14 protein-coding genes and 1 tRNA gene are annotated in these 13,772 nt (G+C 65.1%); 11 read left to right on the forward strand and 4 right to left on the reverse strand.

Annotated elements, in window-relative coordinates; translation table 11 throughout:
- Positions 1 to 994: 994 nt before the first annotated feature.
- On the forward strand, positions 995 to 1,672 hold the full coding sequence (locus tag OLX02_RS07625; protein WP_264421656.1) for a recombinase family protein: 678 nt from the start codon (positions 995 to 997) through the stop codon (positions 1,670 to 1,672).
- Positions 1,673 to 1,778: 106 nt separating this feature from the next.
- On the opposite strand, the gene OLX02_RS07630 is transcribed toward OLX02_RS07625, so the two are convergent.
- Positions 1,779 to 2,480 (reverse strand): abortive infection family protein, encoded by a 702-nt coding sequence (locus tag OLX02_RS07630; protein ID WP_264421658.1) that lies wholly within the window; start codon positions 2,478 to 2,480, stop codon positions 1,779 to 1,781.
- Between the two features lie 100 nt (positions 2,481 to 2,580).
- Here OLX02_RS07630 and OLX02_RS07635 point away from each other — a divergent pair, with 100 nt between their 5' ends.
- The gene (locus OLX02_RS07635) at positions 2,581 to 2,739 is read left to right on the forward strand and encodes a hypothetical protein (protein ID WP_264421659.1); all 159 of its coding nucleotides are present in this window, start codon (positions 2,581 to 2,583) and stop codon (positions 2,737 to 2,739) included.
- A 29-nt stretch (positions 2,740 to 2,768) separates the two neighbouring features.
- On the opposite strand, the gene OLX02_RS07640 is transcribed toward OLX02_RS07635, so the two are convergent.
- Positions 2,769 to 2,843 (reverse strand) — tRNA-Gln (locus OLX02_RS07640).
- A gap of 113 nt (positions 2,844 to 2,956) precedes the next feature.
- On the reverse strand, positions 2,957 to 3,799 hold the full coding sequence (gene yghU, locus OLX02_RS07645) for a glutathione-dependent disulfide-bond oxidoreductase (protein ID WP_264421661.1): 843 nt from the start codon (positions 3,797 to 3,799) through the stop codon (positions 2,957 to 2,959).
- Between the two features lie 102 nt (positions 3,800 to 3,901).
- On the opposite strand from yghU, the gene OLX02_RS07650 reads away from it, so the two are divergent.
- Positions 3,902 to 4,939 (forward strand): DNA topoisomerase IB, encoded by a 1,038-nt coding sequence (locus OLX02_RS07650; RefSeq protein ID WP_264421663.1) that lies wholly within the window; start codon positions 3,902 to 3,904, stop codon positions 4,937 to 4,939.
- A gap of 14 nt (positions 4,940 to 4,953) precedes the next feature.
- Here OLX02_RS07650 and OLX02_RS07655 read toward each other — a convergent pair whose 3' ends face one another.
- On the reverse strand, positions 4,954 to 5,625 hold the full coding sequence (locus OLX02_RS07655; protein ID WP_264421665.1) for an HAD-IA family hydrolase: 672 nt from the start codon (positions 5,623 to 5,625) through the stop codon (positions 4,954 to 4,956).
- A gap of 61 nt (positions 5,626 to 5,686) precedes the next feature.
- On the opposite strand from OLX02_RS07655, the gene glmU reads away from it, so the two are divergent.
- The 8 genes from glmU (at position 5,687) to OLX02_RS07695 (ending at position 13,772) form a co-directional block, all read left to right on the forward strand.
- Positions 5,687 to 7,060, forward strand: coding sequence for a bifunctional UDP-N-acetylglucosamine diphosphorylase/glucosamine-1-phosphate N-acetyltransferase GlmU (gene glmU / locus OLX02_RS07660; RefSeq protein WP_264421667.1), 1,374 nt, complete (start codon positions 5,687 to 5,689; stop codon positions 7,058 to 7,060).
- A gap of 108 nt (positions 7,061 to 7,168) precedes the next feature.
- Complete coding sequence (locus OLX02_RS07665; protein WP_264421669.1) at positions 7,169 to 7,408, forward strand: CopG family ribbon-helix-helix protein; 240 nt, start codon at positions 7,169 to 7,171, stop codon at positions 7,406 to 7,408.
- Entirely contained in the window at positions 7,408 to 7,788 is a 381-nt protein-coding gene (locus OLX02_RS07670; protein ID WP_264421670.1) for a type II toxin-antitoxin system VapC family toxin, read from the forward strand. Before OLX02_RS07665 ends, OLX02_RS07670 begins: the two co-directional genes overlap by 1 nt.
- Before the next feature lie 4 nt (positions 7,789 to 7,792).
- Complete coding sequence (gene glmS, locus OLX02_RS07675; protein WP_264421671.1) at positions 7,793 to 9,616, forward strand: glutamine--fructose-6-phosphate transaminase (isomerizing); 1,824 nt, start codon at positions 7,793 to 7,795, stop codon at positions 9,614 to 9,616.
- 489 nt (positions 9,617 to 10,105) lie between these two features.
- Positions 10,106 to 10,858: a sugar transferase gene (locus OLX02_RS07680; RefSeq protein WP_264421673.1), complete on the forward strand. Its 753-nt coding sequence runs from the start codon at positions 10,106 to 10,108 to the stop codon at positions 10,856 to 10,858.
- A gap of 321 nt (positions 10,859 to 11,179) precedes the next feature.
- The gene (locus OLX02_RS07685) at positions 11,180 to 11,980 is read left to right on the forward strand and encodes a class I SAM-dependent methyltransferase (protein ID WP_264421674.1); all 801 of its coding nucleotides are present in this window, start codon (positions 11,180 to 11,182) and stop codon (positions 11,978 to 11,980) included.
- A complete protein-coding gene (locus OLX02_RS07690) occupies positions 11,977 to 12,918 on the forward strand; it encodes a polysaccharide deacetylase family protein (RefSeq protein ID WP_264421675.1) in 942 nt (313 codons plus the stop codon). The genes OLX02_RS07685 and OLX02_RS07690 overlap by 4 nt, the downstream gene beginning before the upstream one ends.
- On the forward strand, positions 12,915 to 13,772 hold the full coding sequence (locus OLX02_RS07695; RefSeq protein WP_264421677.1) for an ABC transporter permease: 858 nt from the start codon (positions 12,915 to 12,917) through the stop codon (positions 13,770 to 13,772). Before OLX02_RS07690 ends, OLX02_RS07695 begins: the two co-directional genes overlap by 4 nt.

Below are 13,772 nucleotides of genomic sequence, written 5' to 3' on the forward strand. Positions count from 1 at the left end.
CTGCTTCATTTGCGAGGCAGCCATGCCTGCCGACAGTTTCCCTATCCGTGATGGTAAGCCCAGATCGCCCTGCCGCCCATGCGGCCGCAAGTCTCGCGAGCGAACAGCAGCGATGCAGAGGCTAATGGACGAGGCCCGCGCCGAAATGCGCGCCTTCTTTGCCTCTCGTCCGCCGCCGCCGCCAATCGTTCCCGTCTACGAGGTCAACGACGGCCTAGCCCGGTGGGTTGAAAGGCGGGGTGCCGAGGAGCGCCGAAAGGCCCGTCGGTTCAAGAAGGATTCCGCCCAATCATGACCACGAACAAGATTGCCAAACGTTTCCCGGCGGCTGCCTTCGCAGCGCACCTGGGCGAAGCAAGGCGCGACCGGTTCTCCCGGTTTGCCCTCGCAGTCCCGACGGATGCCCTAAGGGCGTTCCTTCGGTCGCAGAACGGCACCAAGAATCCCCGAGCGGTGCCCGGCTGGTACTTCCGGCCCAAACGATAGATTTTCCGCAAAAATCCGAAGCGCCATAGCGCAGCGGACAAGAGCCCCATTCCCCCCATCGGGTACCCGGTTGGCCATGGCGGCCGCCGCCGGGCCTTGCTTACCTGATCCTCCAACGGATCGGCAGGAGGCCCGGCGGCATACCGGGGGATCACTTGGGGCAGGGGGTGCTGCGGTTCGTGTCGAGCAGCCACGCCAACCGGGCGCGAATGCGGGCAACCCGATCTGCCCTATCGCCGGGATGCTGGCGGCAGCGCGCTGCCTTGTCTTGTCCTTCGCCGTTCCGTCCGTTGGTCACTCTAAGCTCTCCTATGCGCCGCTCCGTGCGGCAGGGCGGGGCGTAGATGACCGGTGCGGCCGTCGAAAGGTGACCGTTCCACATGCCAGAAAGCTCTGAGTCCAGACGAGTCTTTAGCGCGGTGAACCGTGCATCCCACCCGACTGCACCCCTTTTGATGTCTTACAAAATGGAGTAACGCTCGTTGCATCGTTTTGTAAGGAGCCTGATATGTCCCGCGTTGCCGCCTACTACCGCGTCTCGACTGAAGGACAGGGGCGCTCGGGCCTCGGGCTTGAAGCGCAGCGCCAGTCTGTCCGCGCCCTGTGCGAGGGCCGGGGCTGGGAGATTGTGGCCGAGTTCACAGAGGTAGAAAGCGGCAAGCGCAACGACCGCCCGCAACTGCATGCGGCTCTGGACCATGCCCGCCTCACCGGGTCCAAGCTCGTTGTCGCCAAGCTGGACCGCCTGAGCCGCGATGCCGCGTTCACGTTACAACTGCGGAACAGTGGCGTGGACTTCACTTGCGCTGACAATCCCGACGTCAACCGGCTGACCATCGGCCTGCTGGCCGTGATCAACGAGGACGAGCGCGAGCGTATCTCCGAGCGGACCAAAGCCGCATTGGCTGCCGCAAAGGCTCGGGGACAGCGGCTGGGCAACCCTAACGGCGCTGCGGCGCTCCGCCGGGCGGGTAAGGGCAACGGCGCGTCCGTGGAGTCGATCAAGGCGAACGCTGATTCGTTTGCAGAAGGCCTGAGGGACACCGTCGAGCGCATCAAGGCAACTGGCGTCACCTCGCTTGCTGGCATCGCGTCTGAATTGAACACCCTGCACATGAAGACCGCGCGGGGCGGGCATTGGCATGCGTCGTCCGTTAGGAACCTGCTGGCGCGTTTGGGGGGCTGAGGGTGTCGGGGAGTTGCCCTCGCCCTCCCGTCGCCCTGCTTTTTTCCCCCTGCCCCCTGCTTGCGCCCATTGGAGGTGCAGCAGGAGGCCTGTCGGTAGGAGATTATCAAGCAGCGACAGCCGCCGTCCTTGCCTCCCACGTCTCGATCAGAAACATAGACATCGCGCCACTGAGGTTGACGGCGAGTAGGGCATGGCGAGGAAGTGGCTTTACAGCCCCACGGCCATGGCCGTGAGCGTCGCCAACCTTGTTGCGGAGCGTCCCAAGCCCTTCAACGACGCTGGTACAGCCGCCGAGGATGCGTTTGAAGGCCTCTTCGGAATGCTGCGACGGGCCGAGGTTCAGATATTCGGCGGTGCGCCTGTACAGCTTGGGCAGATCGGGGTTTTCGCTAAGAACATCGGTCGCATCGGCCGCCTCCAATATCAGCCGGCAGGTGCTTTCCAACAACGTGCGCGCGCTTGTTACTGCGCCTTCGGGATCAAATGTGCAGCGAGCGATGGCTTTGTCCCAGATAGGACGAACATGCGCTTCGTCTAGCTTGGAAAGCGCCTCGGCCACGATGTTCTCGACAGGTGTAAACCGTTCGAGGTGATCCAAGAGTGCCTTGAATTCGTCGCGGACGAACGACCGGCGTGGTTCCCAGTGGGGACTCACCTGCTTGGCGAACGACCATAGGGCGGCGACATCGCGGATGCGCTTCAGAAAGGAGGGGGCGAGGCCGATGTAACGAGGATTGTTCAGCAGGTCATTGCGTAGAGCGGCGAAGTCCTCGGGGGTTATTCTTTCGCTGGTGAACGCCCCCACTAGCATCTCCTGATAGCCGATAACGCGATTGAAATCGTCGTTTCTACTGTCAGAGGATGGAGTTTCTCTTGTGTGCGAAGGGGGCAAGGGAGTCTGAGCCATGGGTGAAGAATACTTCACCCGGCTTCCCGCGAAAAGGTTGACGCTGCGAAAACCGTTGAAACCGCATGTCGCAAGCTTCAGCCGCTTTGTCGCACCGATTCGGGTTAAGCTTGGGGCCAACGAATGGGGCCAACAATGGTTCGCTGTCGTAGATTAAATCTATGATTTTAAACGATTTTTGAGAACTGGCTGGGGCGGCAGGATTCGAACCTGCGAATGCCGGTACCAAAAACCGGTGCCTTACCACTTGGCGACGCCCCAGCAGGAGAGGCGCTTATAGCGGCGCCTTCGGCAATGAAAAGAGGGTGCGCGCCGGGGTGGGCCTTGTTGTCCCCGGCGCGCTTCGGGATGCTCTCGCGTGTGGTCAGGTGTCGTTAGGTGTCGTTCAGGGCATCGAAGTTGGCGGGCGAATGGCGCTCGGGGATGCCTTTGGTCAGGTTGTTGACCAGCCGGCCGCGGCGCGCGCCGGGGCGGGCGTCGATCTCTGCCACCCAGCGGCCGACGTTGGCGTATTCGTGCATCGACAGGAAGGTCGCCGCATCGCCATAGGCATCGCCGCGATGGAGCGCGCCGAACCACGCGTAGGTGGCGATGTCGGCGATGGTGTAGTCATCCCCCGCGAGGAACCGGCTTTCGCCGAGGCGGCGATCCGCGACCGAGAAAAGCCGCTTGGTTTCCATGGCATAGCGATCGATCGCATATTCGATCTTGAACGGCGCATAGTGGTAGAAATGGCCGAAGCCGCCGCCGATGAACGGTGCGCTGCCCATCTGCCAGAACAGCCAGGAAAGGCACTCGGCGCGGCCCTTGGCGTCTGTCGGAATGAAGCGTCCGAACTTCTCGGCAAGGTGCAGCAGCATCGCGCCCGATTCGAACAGGCGGATCGGCTCCGGCCCGCTGCGATCGACCAGCGCGGGAATCTTGGAATTGGGATTCACATCGACGAAGCCGGTGGTGAACTGGTCGCCTTCGAAGATCTTGATCAGCCAGGCGTCGTATTCGGCGTCCGTGATCCCGGCCTCGAGCAGTTCCTCGAACAGGATCGTCACTTTCTGGCCGTTGGGCGTGCCCAGCGAATAGAGCTGGAACGGGTGCTCGCCCACCGGCAGCTCGGCCTCGCGGATCGGTCCGGCGATGGGGCGGTTGAGGCTGGCGAAAGCGCCGCCGTTCGGCTTTTCCCAGGTCCAGACCTTGGGCGGGACGTATTCTTCGGACATCGCGGGGATCCTTTCAGGCGTGAACCGCCGATGGGAAATGGGCAGGGAGGGAGGTGGGCGGCGCGGGCAGGAACCGCAAGGGGGCTGCCTCGTTCGCCGGACATGGGCAACAAAGCGCGTTCGATCCGCATCGGCAAGACCCGGCTGGTCTACGTCGACGATTCCCTCCCCGGCATCCGCCGCCGGCGCATGGGCCAGGGCTGGGGATACTGGGATGCGGACGGCCAGCGGATCACCGACCGGGGCGAGATCAACCGGCTCAACGCCATCGGCCTGCCGCCCGCCTATGGCGAGGCGTGGTTCTGCCCCGCGCCCAACGGCCATGTGCTGGCTACGGGGATCGATGCGCGGGGGCGCAAGCAATACCGCTATCATCCTGAATTCCGCACCGCGCGCGAAAGCGAGAAGTTCGATCGCACCGCGCGGTTCGGGCATCTGCTGCCACTGGTCCGCCGCCGGGTGGAGGACGATCTGCGCGCGCCCAGGCTGACGCGCGAACGCTGCATCGCTTCGGTGGTGAGGCTGCTTGATTCGGGCGGTATCCGCGTGGGCAACGAGGCTTATGCCCGGGCGAACGCCAGCTTCGGCGCGACCACGCTGCGGATGCGCCATGCCGATGTGAGAGGAGGCACGCTGCTGTTAAGGTTCAAGGCGAAGTCCGGAAAATTGCGTGAGATGCGGATCAGCGACCGGGGTCTCGTCCGCTTCGTGAAGAAGATGCAGGACCTGCCGGGCCAGCACCTGTTCCAGTATCTGGATGACGACGGCGCGGCCTGCCCGGTGGGGTCGGCCGAGGTGAACGACTACTTGCGAGAGACGATGGGCGACGATTTCACCGCCAAGCACTTCCGCACCTGGCACGCGAGCGCGCTGGCGTTCGGCCTGCTGGCCGGGGCGGACGGGCAGGTGACGTTGAAGGCGCTGCTGGCGGAGGTGTCCGAGCGGCTGGGCAACACCCCGGCCATCGCACGCAAGAGCTATGTCCACCCGGCGGTGCTGGCGCTGGTCGAGCGGCAGGAGGCATGGCGCGCCGCGCTGAAGCTGCCCCGTGCGACGCAGTGGCTGGATCGCAACGAGCGGGGGCTGATCGCGCTGCTGGAAGCCGGACCGCGCGCGGCGGAACTGCTACGAGCCGGGTAAGCCGGCGCGCGACCTTACCCGAGCTGGGTCAGCACTGGCACCAGTTCATCGAAGTGATCGATCACCGCGTCTGCGCCCAGATCCTGCGGCGGCATGTCCCAGAAGCCGAAGCTGCACGCGATCACCGGGAGTCCGGCAGCGCGCGCGGCGCCCACGTCGAAGGTGGTGTCGCCCACGAAGGCCGCACGTCCGCCGCCGCAGCGGGACACCATTTCGTGAAGCATGTCGGGCGCGGGCTTGGCCGTGCCGGCGCCGAGCGTATCGCCGCCTATCACCGCGGCGAAACGGTCGAGAAGCCCGAGTTCGTCGAACAGGCGGACCGCGAGGTCTTCCTTCTTGTTGGTGGCGACCGCCAGCTTGACGCCCTGGGCGTCCAGCGCGTCAAGCATGGCCTCTCCGCCCGGAAACAGACGGGAATGGACCGCGATATTGGCGCCGTAGAAGGAGAGCAGCTCTTGCTGGAGCGCGGGGAAGGCCGCTTCATCCACGCCGCCGCTGTCGATCAGGGCATTGCGCAGCATCTGCGCCGCGCCGCCGCCGATGAAGCGGCGCACGTCGTCCAGCGCGACCGGGCTGCGGCCCGCCAGCGAGAGCGCGTGGTTGAGTGCCTGGCCAAGATCCCAGGCGGTATCCAGCAGCGTGCCGTCGAGGTCGAAGCCGACAATGTCGAAAGGAAATTTTTCCATCACGGCTGCAAGTGCCGTCCTGTTCTGGAAACTGCAAGGAAATGCTGGCAATGAGCGGCGCATGACCGACGCATCGACCGTATCGCCTCTCGCCATCATCGTCCTTGCTGCCGGCAAGGGCACGCGCATGAAAAGCGACCTGCACAAGGTGCTCCACTCCATCGCCGGGCGGCCCATGCTGATGCACCTGATGGCGAGCGCGGCGGCGCTCTCGCCCGAACGGCAGGTCGTGGTCGCCGGGCACGGGCGCGAACAGTTGGAAAAGGCGTTGGCCGGCAGCGCGGACATCGCGGTGCAGGATCCGCAGCTGGGCACCGGCCACGCGGTGCAGCAGGCAGAAGCCGCGCTGGCGGGCTTTGGCGGCGATGTGCTGATCCTTTATGGCGACGTGCCGTTCGTGCGCGCGGAAACGATGCGCGCGATGCTGGAACGGCTCCACGGCGCGGACAACCCGGCGGTGGTCGTGCTGGGCTTCGAGCCGGAGGATACGCTGCAATATGGCCGCGTGATCGCCGCCGATGGCGTGGTGACCAGGATGGTCGAGCACAAGGACGCGAGCGAGGCCGAGCGCGCCTGCCGCCTGTGCAATTCGGGGCTGATGGCGGTGCGCGGCACCGAGCTGTTCGGCTTGCTGGCGCGCGTGGGCAACGACAATGCGCAGGGCGAATACTACCTGACCGACATCGTCAACGTGGCCAACGCCGACGGCCGCGTCTGCGCGGTGGTGACCACCGATGACGCGGACGAGGTGATGGGCATCAACAGCCGCGGCGAACTGGCCGAAGCGGAAAGCCGCTGGCAGAAGAAGCGGCGCGTGCAGGCGATGGCCGATGGCGCCACGCTGGTGGCGCCCGAAACGGTGTGGTTCGCTTACGACACGCAAGTGGGCCGTGACGTGACCATCGAGCAGAACGTGGTGTTCGGCCCCGGTGTGACCGTGGCCGACCGCGTGGTGATCCACGCCTTCAGCCACGTGGAAGGCGCGGCGCTGGGCGAAGGCGTCTCGATCGGGCCATTCGCGCGCATTCGCCCCGGTTCGGTGCTGGAGGAAGGCAGCCGCATCGGCAACTTCGTCGAGATGAAGAACACCCGGCTGGGCAAGGGCGCCAAGGCCAACCACCTTACCTATCTGGGCGATGCCGACGTGGGCGCCGCGGCCAACATCGGCGCGGGCACGATCACCTGCAATTACGACGGCTATTTCAAACACAGGACCGTGATCGGCGAGCGCGCTTTCATCGGGTCGAACTCGTCGCTGATCGCTCCGATCAAGATCGGTGCCGATGCCATCGTGGCGGCGGGCAGCGCGGTTTCGCGCGACGTTTCGGACGGCGAGCTGCGGCTGGTGCGCGCCGACCAGCTGGTCAAGCCGGGCTGGGCCGATCGCTTTCACGATGCGATGAAGAAGAAGAAGGCGGAAAAGGCCAAGGGCTGAGCCTTCCCGCGCGCGGCGGCACCTCCGCCTTGGCGCGGCGATGTCAAAACGGGATTACACCGGAATGCGACTTGCTATGATATCATGGTATGATATCGATGCGCTTGCATGACGCGCGTTCTCATCGACCTCCCTGACAGTGACCTTGAAGCGTTCGATGCGCTGGCGCGCCGCAACGGGCGGTCGCGCGCGGCGGAAATGCGCGAGGCGGTGCGGCTCTACCTTCAAGGGCGGGCCGGCGACGACTGGGTGGCGCGCGGGCTGGGCTATTGGCAGGACCGCACCGAGATGGCCGATGGGCTGGCGTTCCAGCACCGCCAGCGCCGCTCTGGTGGAGGCGGGCGCTGATGGCGGCACCCGTATTCGATACCTGCATCGTGGCAGACTGGCTGGCCGGGCGGATCGAGGCGGCCGGTGAACTTTCGCGTTACCCCCGCTGCCGCATCAGCCGCGTGACCTGGACCGAGCTGCTCGCGGGGGAGCCCCTGGAAACGCGCGATCATGTCCGCAATTTAATCGCCCCGTTCGAAGTGGTCGAGGTGGACGGGCGTATTGCCGAAGCCGCCGCCGACTTGCGCTATCGCATCGGATTGAACTTGCTCGATGCCCTTGTTCTGGCAACGGCGCAGGTCGGCGGCAGCATTCTCGTGACCCGAAACACGCGGGACTTTCCGGCGACGATGCCGGGTGTTCGCGTCCCTTATGCACTCCAGCCCGAAGGCAATTGAAACCATGTGCGGAATCATCGGAATCGTCGGCAAGGAAGACGTCTCGGACCGGCTGGTCGACGGCCTGCGGCGCATGGAATACCGCGGCTATGACAGTTCGGGCGTGTGCACGATCGTGGATGGCCAGTTGGTGCGCCGGCGCGCCGAGGGCAAGCTGAACAACCTGGTGCTCGAACTGGCGCGCAGCCCCGCGCCGGGCACCATCGGCATCGCGCACACCCGCTGGGCCACGCACGGCGCGCCGACCACCTGCAACGCGCATCCGCACGCGACGGGCGAAGTGGCGCTGGTGCACAACGGCATCATCGAGAACTTCCGCCAACTGCGCGAGGCGCTGATCGCGCGTGGCCGGACTTTCGAGAGCGAGACCGATACCGAAGTGATCGCGCATCTCGTTTCGGAGCAGGTCGAAGCCGGCAAGTCGCCGCAGGAGGCGGTCAAGGCCGTGCTGCCGCAACTGCGCGGCGCCTTTGCGCTCGCCATCGCGTTCCGCCAGCATCCCGACATGCTGATCGGTGCGCGGCTCGGCTCGCCGCTGGTCGTCGGATATGGCGAGGGCGAGACCTATCTCGGTTCGGATGCGCTGGCGCTCGCGCCGCTGACGCAGAAGGTGTCCTACCTTGAAGAAGGCGACTGGGTGGTCATCACCCGCGAGGGCGCCGAAATCTTCGATGCGGACAACCAGCCGGTGAAGCGCGCGATCGTCGCATCGGGCGCGACTGCGGCGGCGATCGAGAAGGGCAACTATCGCCACTTCATGCAGAAGGAGATCTTCGAGCAGCCGGTGGTGGTGGCGCAGACGCTGCGCTCGTACCTGCGCCGGGTGGACCAGACGGTTGCGCTGCCGCAGATCGACTTCGACCTTTCGACCATCAACCGCGTGACCATCGTGGCCTGCGGGACGAGCTATTACGCGGGCATGGTGGCGAAGTACTGGTTCGAGCAGTTCGCGCGCCTGCCGGTGGACATCGATGTGGCGAGCGAGTTCCGTTACCGCGACCCCGTGCTGGAGCCGGGCGGTCTGGCGCTGTTCATTTCGCAGAGCGGCGAGACGGCGGACACGCTGGCCGCGCTGCGCCACTGCAAGGCGGCCGGGCAGACCATCGCGGTGGTCGTGAACGTGCCGACCAGCTCGATGGCGCGCGAGGCGGACCTGCTGCTGCCGACCCATGCCGGGCCGGAGATCGGCGTCGCTTCGACCAAGGCGTTCACGTGCCAGCTGGCGGTGCTGGCCGCGCTGGCGGCGCATCTCGCGGTCAAGCGCGGGCGGATGACGCGCGCGGAGGAAGCCGATCTGGTCGACCAGCTGGTCGAGACCCCCGCCGCGCTCAATGCTGCGCTGTCGCACGATGACGAGATCGCGGCGATGGCGCACCTGATCGCCCCGGCGCGCGACGTGCTCTACCTCGGGCGCGGGCCGGACTATCCGTTGGCGATGGAAGGCGCGCTCAAGCTCAAGGAAATCAGCTACATTCACGCGGAAGGCTATGCGTCGGGCGAAATGAAGCATGGCCCGATCGCGCTGATCGACGAAGCCGTGCCGGTGATCGTGCTGGCGCCCAGCGGCCCGTTGTTCGAGAAGACCGTGTCGAACATGCAGGAAGTGCGTGCGCGCGGCGGCAAGATCGTGCTGATTTCCGACGCGGAAGGGTTGGCCGAGGCGGGCGAGGGCTGTCTCGCCACGATCGAGATGCCCAAGGTCCACCCGCTGATCGCGCCGCTGGTCTATGCTGTGCCGGTGCAGTTGCTCGCCTATCACGTGGCCGTGGCGAAGGGCACCGACGTCGACCAGCCGCGCAACCTGGCCAAGAGCGTGACGGTGGAGTGATTTACCCGGCCGGTCGGTCCATAAAAAGCAACCTTCGTTAGGCCCAGGGGCCGCATTTTCCGGTGTCGCAACCGGAAGATGCGGCCTTTGTCATGATTCGGTCCGTGCAATTGCGCCGCGCCCGGCAGGGCTGACCGGCAGTTGGCGCGGTCATGATTCTGTAGATCGTTCCAAAATGGATATGCCGCGGACGCTTTCTGCCCGCCTGGACCGGCTGGAGGACGATGCCGGCCTAGGAAAAGAGCATGGCGATCAATGTCGATGTACCTGGCCGCAAGCGCGAAAATGCGCGCCTTTCTGAAGTTGTTTCAAAATGATGGCCCCGTTTCGGTCCCAATAGAAGACGCTCTGATGGTGCAGTGCACAAGAATGATGTTGACGCGGAGGGCCAAAGTTCCGAAAAATTAAGGCGCTACGGCGATAGAGAGCCCGAAGCGGGGGTAATAGGGCGGCATGACGGTTAACTTTACTAAAGTTAATGGGATCGACATGGACAAGAGCCATGCTGTCGATGCCAATGCCGCGCGCTTCCTTCGCTGGCGCAGCATGGCATCCATGCGTCGTGCGGAACGCGCACGCATGGGGCGGACGTCGATCCGCGTCGCCCCCGCCGATGTTGGGCACCACGCGCGCATGGACTGGCTCCACCGCGCCTTCGATATCGCCGTGTCGCTGGGCGCGATCATTGCCCTGTTGCCGCTGTTCCCGGTGCTGGCGTTGCTGATCAAGCTGACCAGCCGCGGCCCGGTGCTTTTCCGGCAGCGCCGGGTTGGGCGCAACGGTGCGCTGTTTCCGTGCCTCAAGTTCCGTTCGATGGTGGTCAATTCGCCGGATGTGCTGGAGAAGCTCCTCGCCAGCGATGCCGATGCCCGCGCCGAATGGGCGCGCGACCAGAAGCTGCGCAACGATCCGCGCATCACCTGGATCGGCAGTTTCCTGCGCCGCAGCAGCCTTGATGAGCTGCCGCAGTTGTTCAACATTTTCGCCGGCCAGATGAGCATCGTTGGTCCGCGTCCGATCCTTCCGACCGAAGTCGTCCGCTATGGCCCGCGCATCGCCGATTATTGCAGCGTTCGCCCGGGCCTGACCGGGTTGTGGCAGGTGAATGGCCGCAACGACCTGTCCTACCCGACGCGGGTGCGGCTCGACGCGTTCTATTCGTTCCGCAAGAGCGTGGTCTACGATTTCGGGATCTGCCTGCGCACGATCCCCGCGCTGCTGGCACGGCGGGGCAGCTACTGAGCCTTCGCCGACCGCAGTGGCCAGGGCAGGGCGGGGGCGAAGACGCCCCGCACTTCCATCCGGATACGTAGTTTCCACTAGATGTCCCGGCCCTAAATACTTACCAAAGTTCATGAAATTGCGATGATGTCGGAATAAAAACGCTGGGACACTTGCACTTTGGCAATGGTGTGCCGGGCAGGACGCTGCTAGTCGGTGCAGCGGACATGATTGCCGGGGGGTGATCTTCGTTTCGGGCATTTGCAGCCGGGCGCGATCGGCTCTGGCCGGGGCCTCGAGATGAATTTCCCTGCCATGGCGGGACAACAACGGGAACGGGGCGTGTTGCAGCAAATCGCGGCGAAGTTCGGACGGAATTCCCCGATCGTGCTGCGACGGGGCTTTGTCCGCGCGCTGCGCCGGGTGCTGCGCGGGCTGCCGGAGCGACCCTTTGCCGACCTGCCCGCCGGACTGTGGGCGCCGCGCGTGGGGGGCATCGATTTCGGACATCTCGACCGCACCACGCCCATCGGCGAAGTCTTCGGTCCTGATCGCGGCAAACCGATCGACCGGCTCTATATCGAACGCTTTCTCGATGCGCATCGCGGCTTCATTCGCGGCCGCGTGCTCGAAGTGGGCGACAGCAGCTATACCCGTGCCTTTGGCGGCAGCGCGGTCACGCGTGCGGACGTGCTCCATGTCAGCGGCGACAACCCCATCGCGACCATCGTGGGCGACATTGCCGATCCGGCAACCCTGCCCGAAGGGGCGTTCGACTGCATCGTGCTGACCCAGACGCTCCACCTGATCTTCGATATGCCCGCGGCGGTGCGCAATGTCGTCCGTGCGCTGGCGCCGGGCGGCACGCTGCTGCTGACGGTTCCGGGCGTCTCGGCGGTCGATCCGTGGGAGTGGCGCGACAACTGGTACTGGTCGCTGACCCCACCGGCGCTGGAACGCCTGCTCCGCGCCGAGTTCGCGGCAGATGACATCGACCTGACCGCTTTCGGCAACGTCCATGCCGCCATCGCTTTCCTGGCCGGCGCTTCGGTCGAGGATGTCGATCCGGCTAAACTTGCCGTGGTCGACCGCCATTTTCCGGTGGTGGTCGCTGCGCGTGCGACTAAGGCGGGCGCGGCATGATCACGCGCGCCATCAATATGGCGAAGTGGCAGGTTGCCAAGCGCATGGGCGCGCGATTGCCCATCGTGCTGATGTATCACCGCGTGGCCGATCTTGCCGAGGATACCTGGAACCTTGCGGTCAGCCCGAAGAACTTCGCCGCGCAGATCGCCGCTCTGACGAAAGTGCGCAAGGTGGTGCCGATCAGCGAACTGCTGACGGCCGAGAGCGACCAGCCGCTGGCCGCTATCACGTTCGATGACGGGTATCGCGACGTGGTCACGCACGGACTTCCGGTGCTGGCCCAGCACGATTGCCCGGCGACGATCTACCTGTGCACGGGCATGATCGGCGGTGCGCGCGAATACTGGTGGGACGAGTTGGTCCGCATCCTGCTGGAAACGACGCTGTCGCACGATTTCGAGCTGGACGTGCTGCGTAGCGGCCGGAAGTGGCGGATAGGTCCGGACACACCGCGCGCCGACCGGATGCGCATTCTCAACGAATTGTCCGGCGTTCTGCGTTACCTTCCCGTGCAGGCGCGCAGCGATGCGATCGCGCGCATGGCAGAACTGTGCAACATCGATCTTGCGATGCGCCCCTCTCACGCCATTCTGAACCGCGACGAAGTGCGCGCGCTGGATGGCACGCACCTGTCGGTGGGGGCGCATAGCCAGATGCACGTTTCGCTGCCGCACTGCGACCTCGCCACACAAGTGCGCGAGATCGGGCAGAGCCGCGAGGAATGCGCCGACCTGACCGGGCGCCTGCCGTCCAGCTTTGCCTATCCGTTCGGCGACTATGACGCGCGCGTCGTCGACCATGTGCGCAAGGCCGGTTTCGAGACGGCCGTCACGGTCGATCGCCGCATCCTGCGGCCCGAAACCGATCCGCTGAAACTGCCGCGGATCGAGGTGCGTGACTGGGGCGCGGCGGAATTCCTGCGGCGCCTGCCATGAACGGTGCGGCCGGCCCGCATTACCGCCTCGTCGCCCGCCGCAGGGGTCTTGCCGCGCTGCGGCTGCGCGAGATCGGCGCCTACCGTGACCTGCTGCGCGCTTTCGTTTCGCGCGACCTCAAGGTGAATTACCAGCAGACCGTGCTGGGGCCACTGTGGTTGCTGATCCGGCCGCTGGTGACAACCGCCATCCTTGTGTTGATGATGTCGCGGGTAACCGACGCGCCCACCGATGGCGCGCCGCCGGCGTTGTTCTATCTCGCCGCGACGATCATGTGGACATACTTTTCCCAGATCGTGCAGATGGTCGGGCAGGTCTTCGTCGCGCACGAATACCTGTTCAGCAAAGTCTATTTTCCGCGCCTGATCCTGCCGATCTCGATCACCGTGTCCAATCTGGTGGGCGTGGGGCTGCAACTGGCGATGCTGGGCGTGTTCGGGCTGGCCACGGCGGTGTTCGCCGACTTCACCATGCCCCTGTCGCGGCTATGGATTCTGCCGCTCACGTTCGTTCCCCTCGTCGCCTTCTCGCTGGGCACGGGATTGCTCGTCGCCAGCATGACGACGCGCTATCGCGATCTCGTGAACGCGCTGCCGTTCGCGCTGCAATGCGGCTTCCTGCTGACGCCGATCGTCTATCCCTTCTCGCGCGTGCCGGAGGATTGGCGCCTGCCGTTTGCCATCGTCAATCCGCTGGGCGTCATCTCGGACCTGTGGCGTGCGGCGCTGACGGGCACGCCGCTGGTTTCGACCCCGGTGCAGATCGTTGCGGCCGTCACCTCGTCGCTGGCAGTATTCCTTGTCGCGGTGCTGCTGTTCCAGATGAGCGAGCGCACGGCGGCGGACACGATCTGA

The sequence above is a fragment of the Novosphingobium sp. KCTC 2891 genome, from assembly GCF_025938155.1.
Classification (GTDB): Bacteria; Pseudomonadota; Alphaproteobacteria; order Sphingomonadales; family Sphingomonadaceae; genus Novosphingobium.

What these genes read in the sequence shown, in the direction of transcription:
- OLX02_RS07625 (WP_264421656.1), top strand. Translation starts at nt 995, where the DNA reads ATGTCCCGCGTTGCCGCCTACTACCGCGTCTCGACTGAAGGACAGGGG.
- OLX02_RS07635 (WP_264421659.1), top strand. Translation starts at nt 2,581, where the DNA reads ATGGGTGAAGAATACTTCACCCGGCTTCCCGCGAAAAGGTTGACGCTG.
- yghU (WP_264421661.1), bottom strand. Translation starts at nt 3,799, where the DNA reads ATGTCCGAAGAATACGTCCCGCCCAAGGTCTGGACCTGGGAAAAGCCG.
- OLX02_RS07650 (WP_264421663.1), top strand. Translation starts at nt 3,902, where the DNA reads ATGGGCAACAAAGCGCGTTCGATCCGCATCGGCAAGACCCGGCTGGTC.
- OLX02_RS07655 (WP_264421665.1), bottom strand. Translation starts at nt 5,625, where the DNA reads ATGGAAAAATTTCCTTTCGACATTGTCGGCTTCGACCTCGACGGCACG.
- glmU (WP_264421667.1), top strand. Translation starts at nt 5,687, where the DNA reads ATGACCGACGCATCGACCGTATCGCCTCTCGCCATCATCGTCCTTGCT.
- OLX02_RS07665 (WP_264421669.1), top strand. Translation starts at nt 7,169, where the DNA reads ATGACGCGCGTTCTCATCGACCTCCCTGACAGTGACCTTGAAGCGTTC.
- OLX02_RS07670 (WP_264421670.1), top strand. Translation starts at nt 7,408, where the DNA reads ATGGCGGCACCCGTATTCGATACCTGCATCGTGGCAGACTGGCTGGCC.
- glmS (WP_264421671.1), top strand. Translation starts at nt 7,793, where the DNA reads ATGTGCGGAATCATCGGAATCGTCGGCAAGGAAGACGTCTCGGACCGG.
- OLX02_RS07680 (WP_264421673.1), top strand. Translation starts at nt 10,106, where the DNA reads ATGGACAAGAGCCATGCTGTCGATGCCAATGCCGCGCGCTTCCTTCGC.
- OLX02_RS07690 (WP_264421675.1), top strand. Translation starts at nt 11,977, where the DNA reads ATGATCACGCGCGCCATCAATATGGCGAAGTGGCAGGTTGCCAAGCGC.
- OLX02_RS07695 (WP_264421677.1), top strand. Translation starts at nt 12,915, where the DNA reads ATGAACGGTGCGGCCGGCCCGCATTACCGCCTCGTCGCCCGCCGCAGG.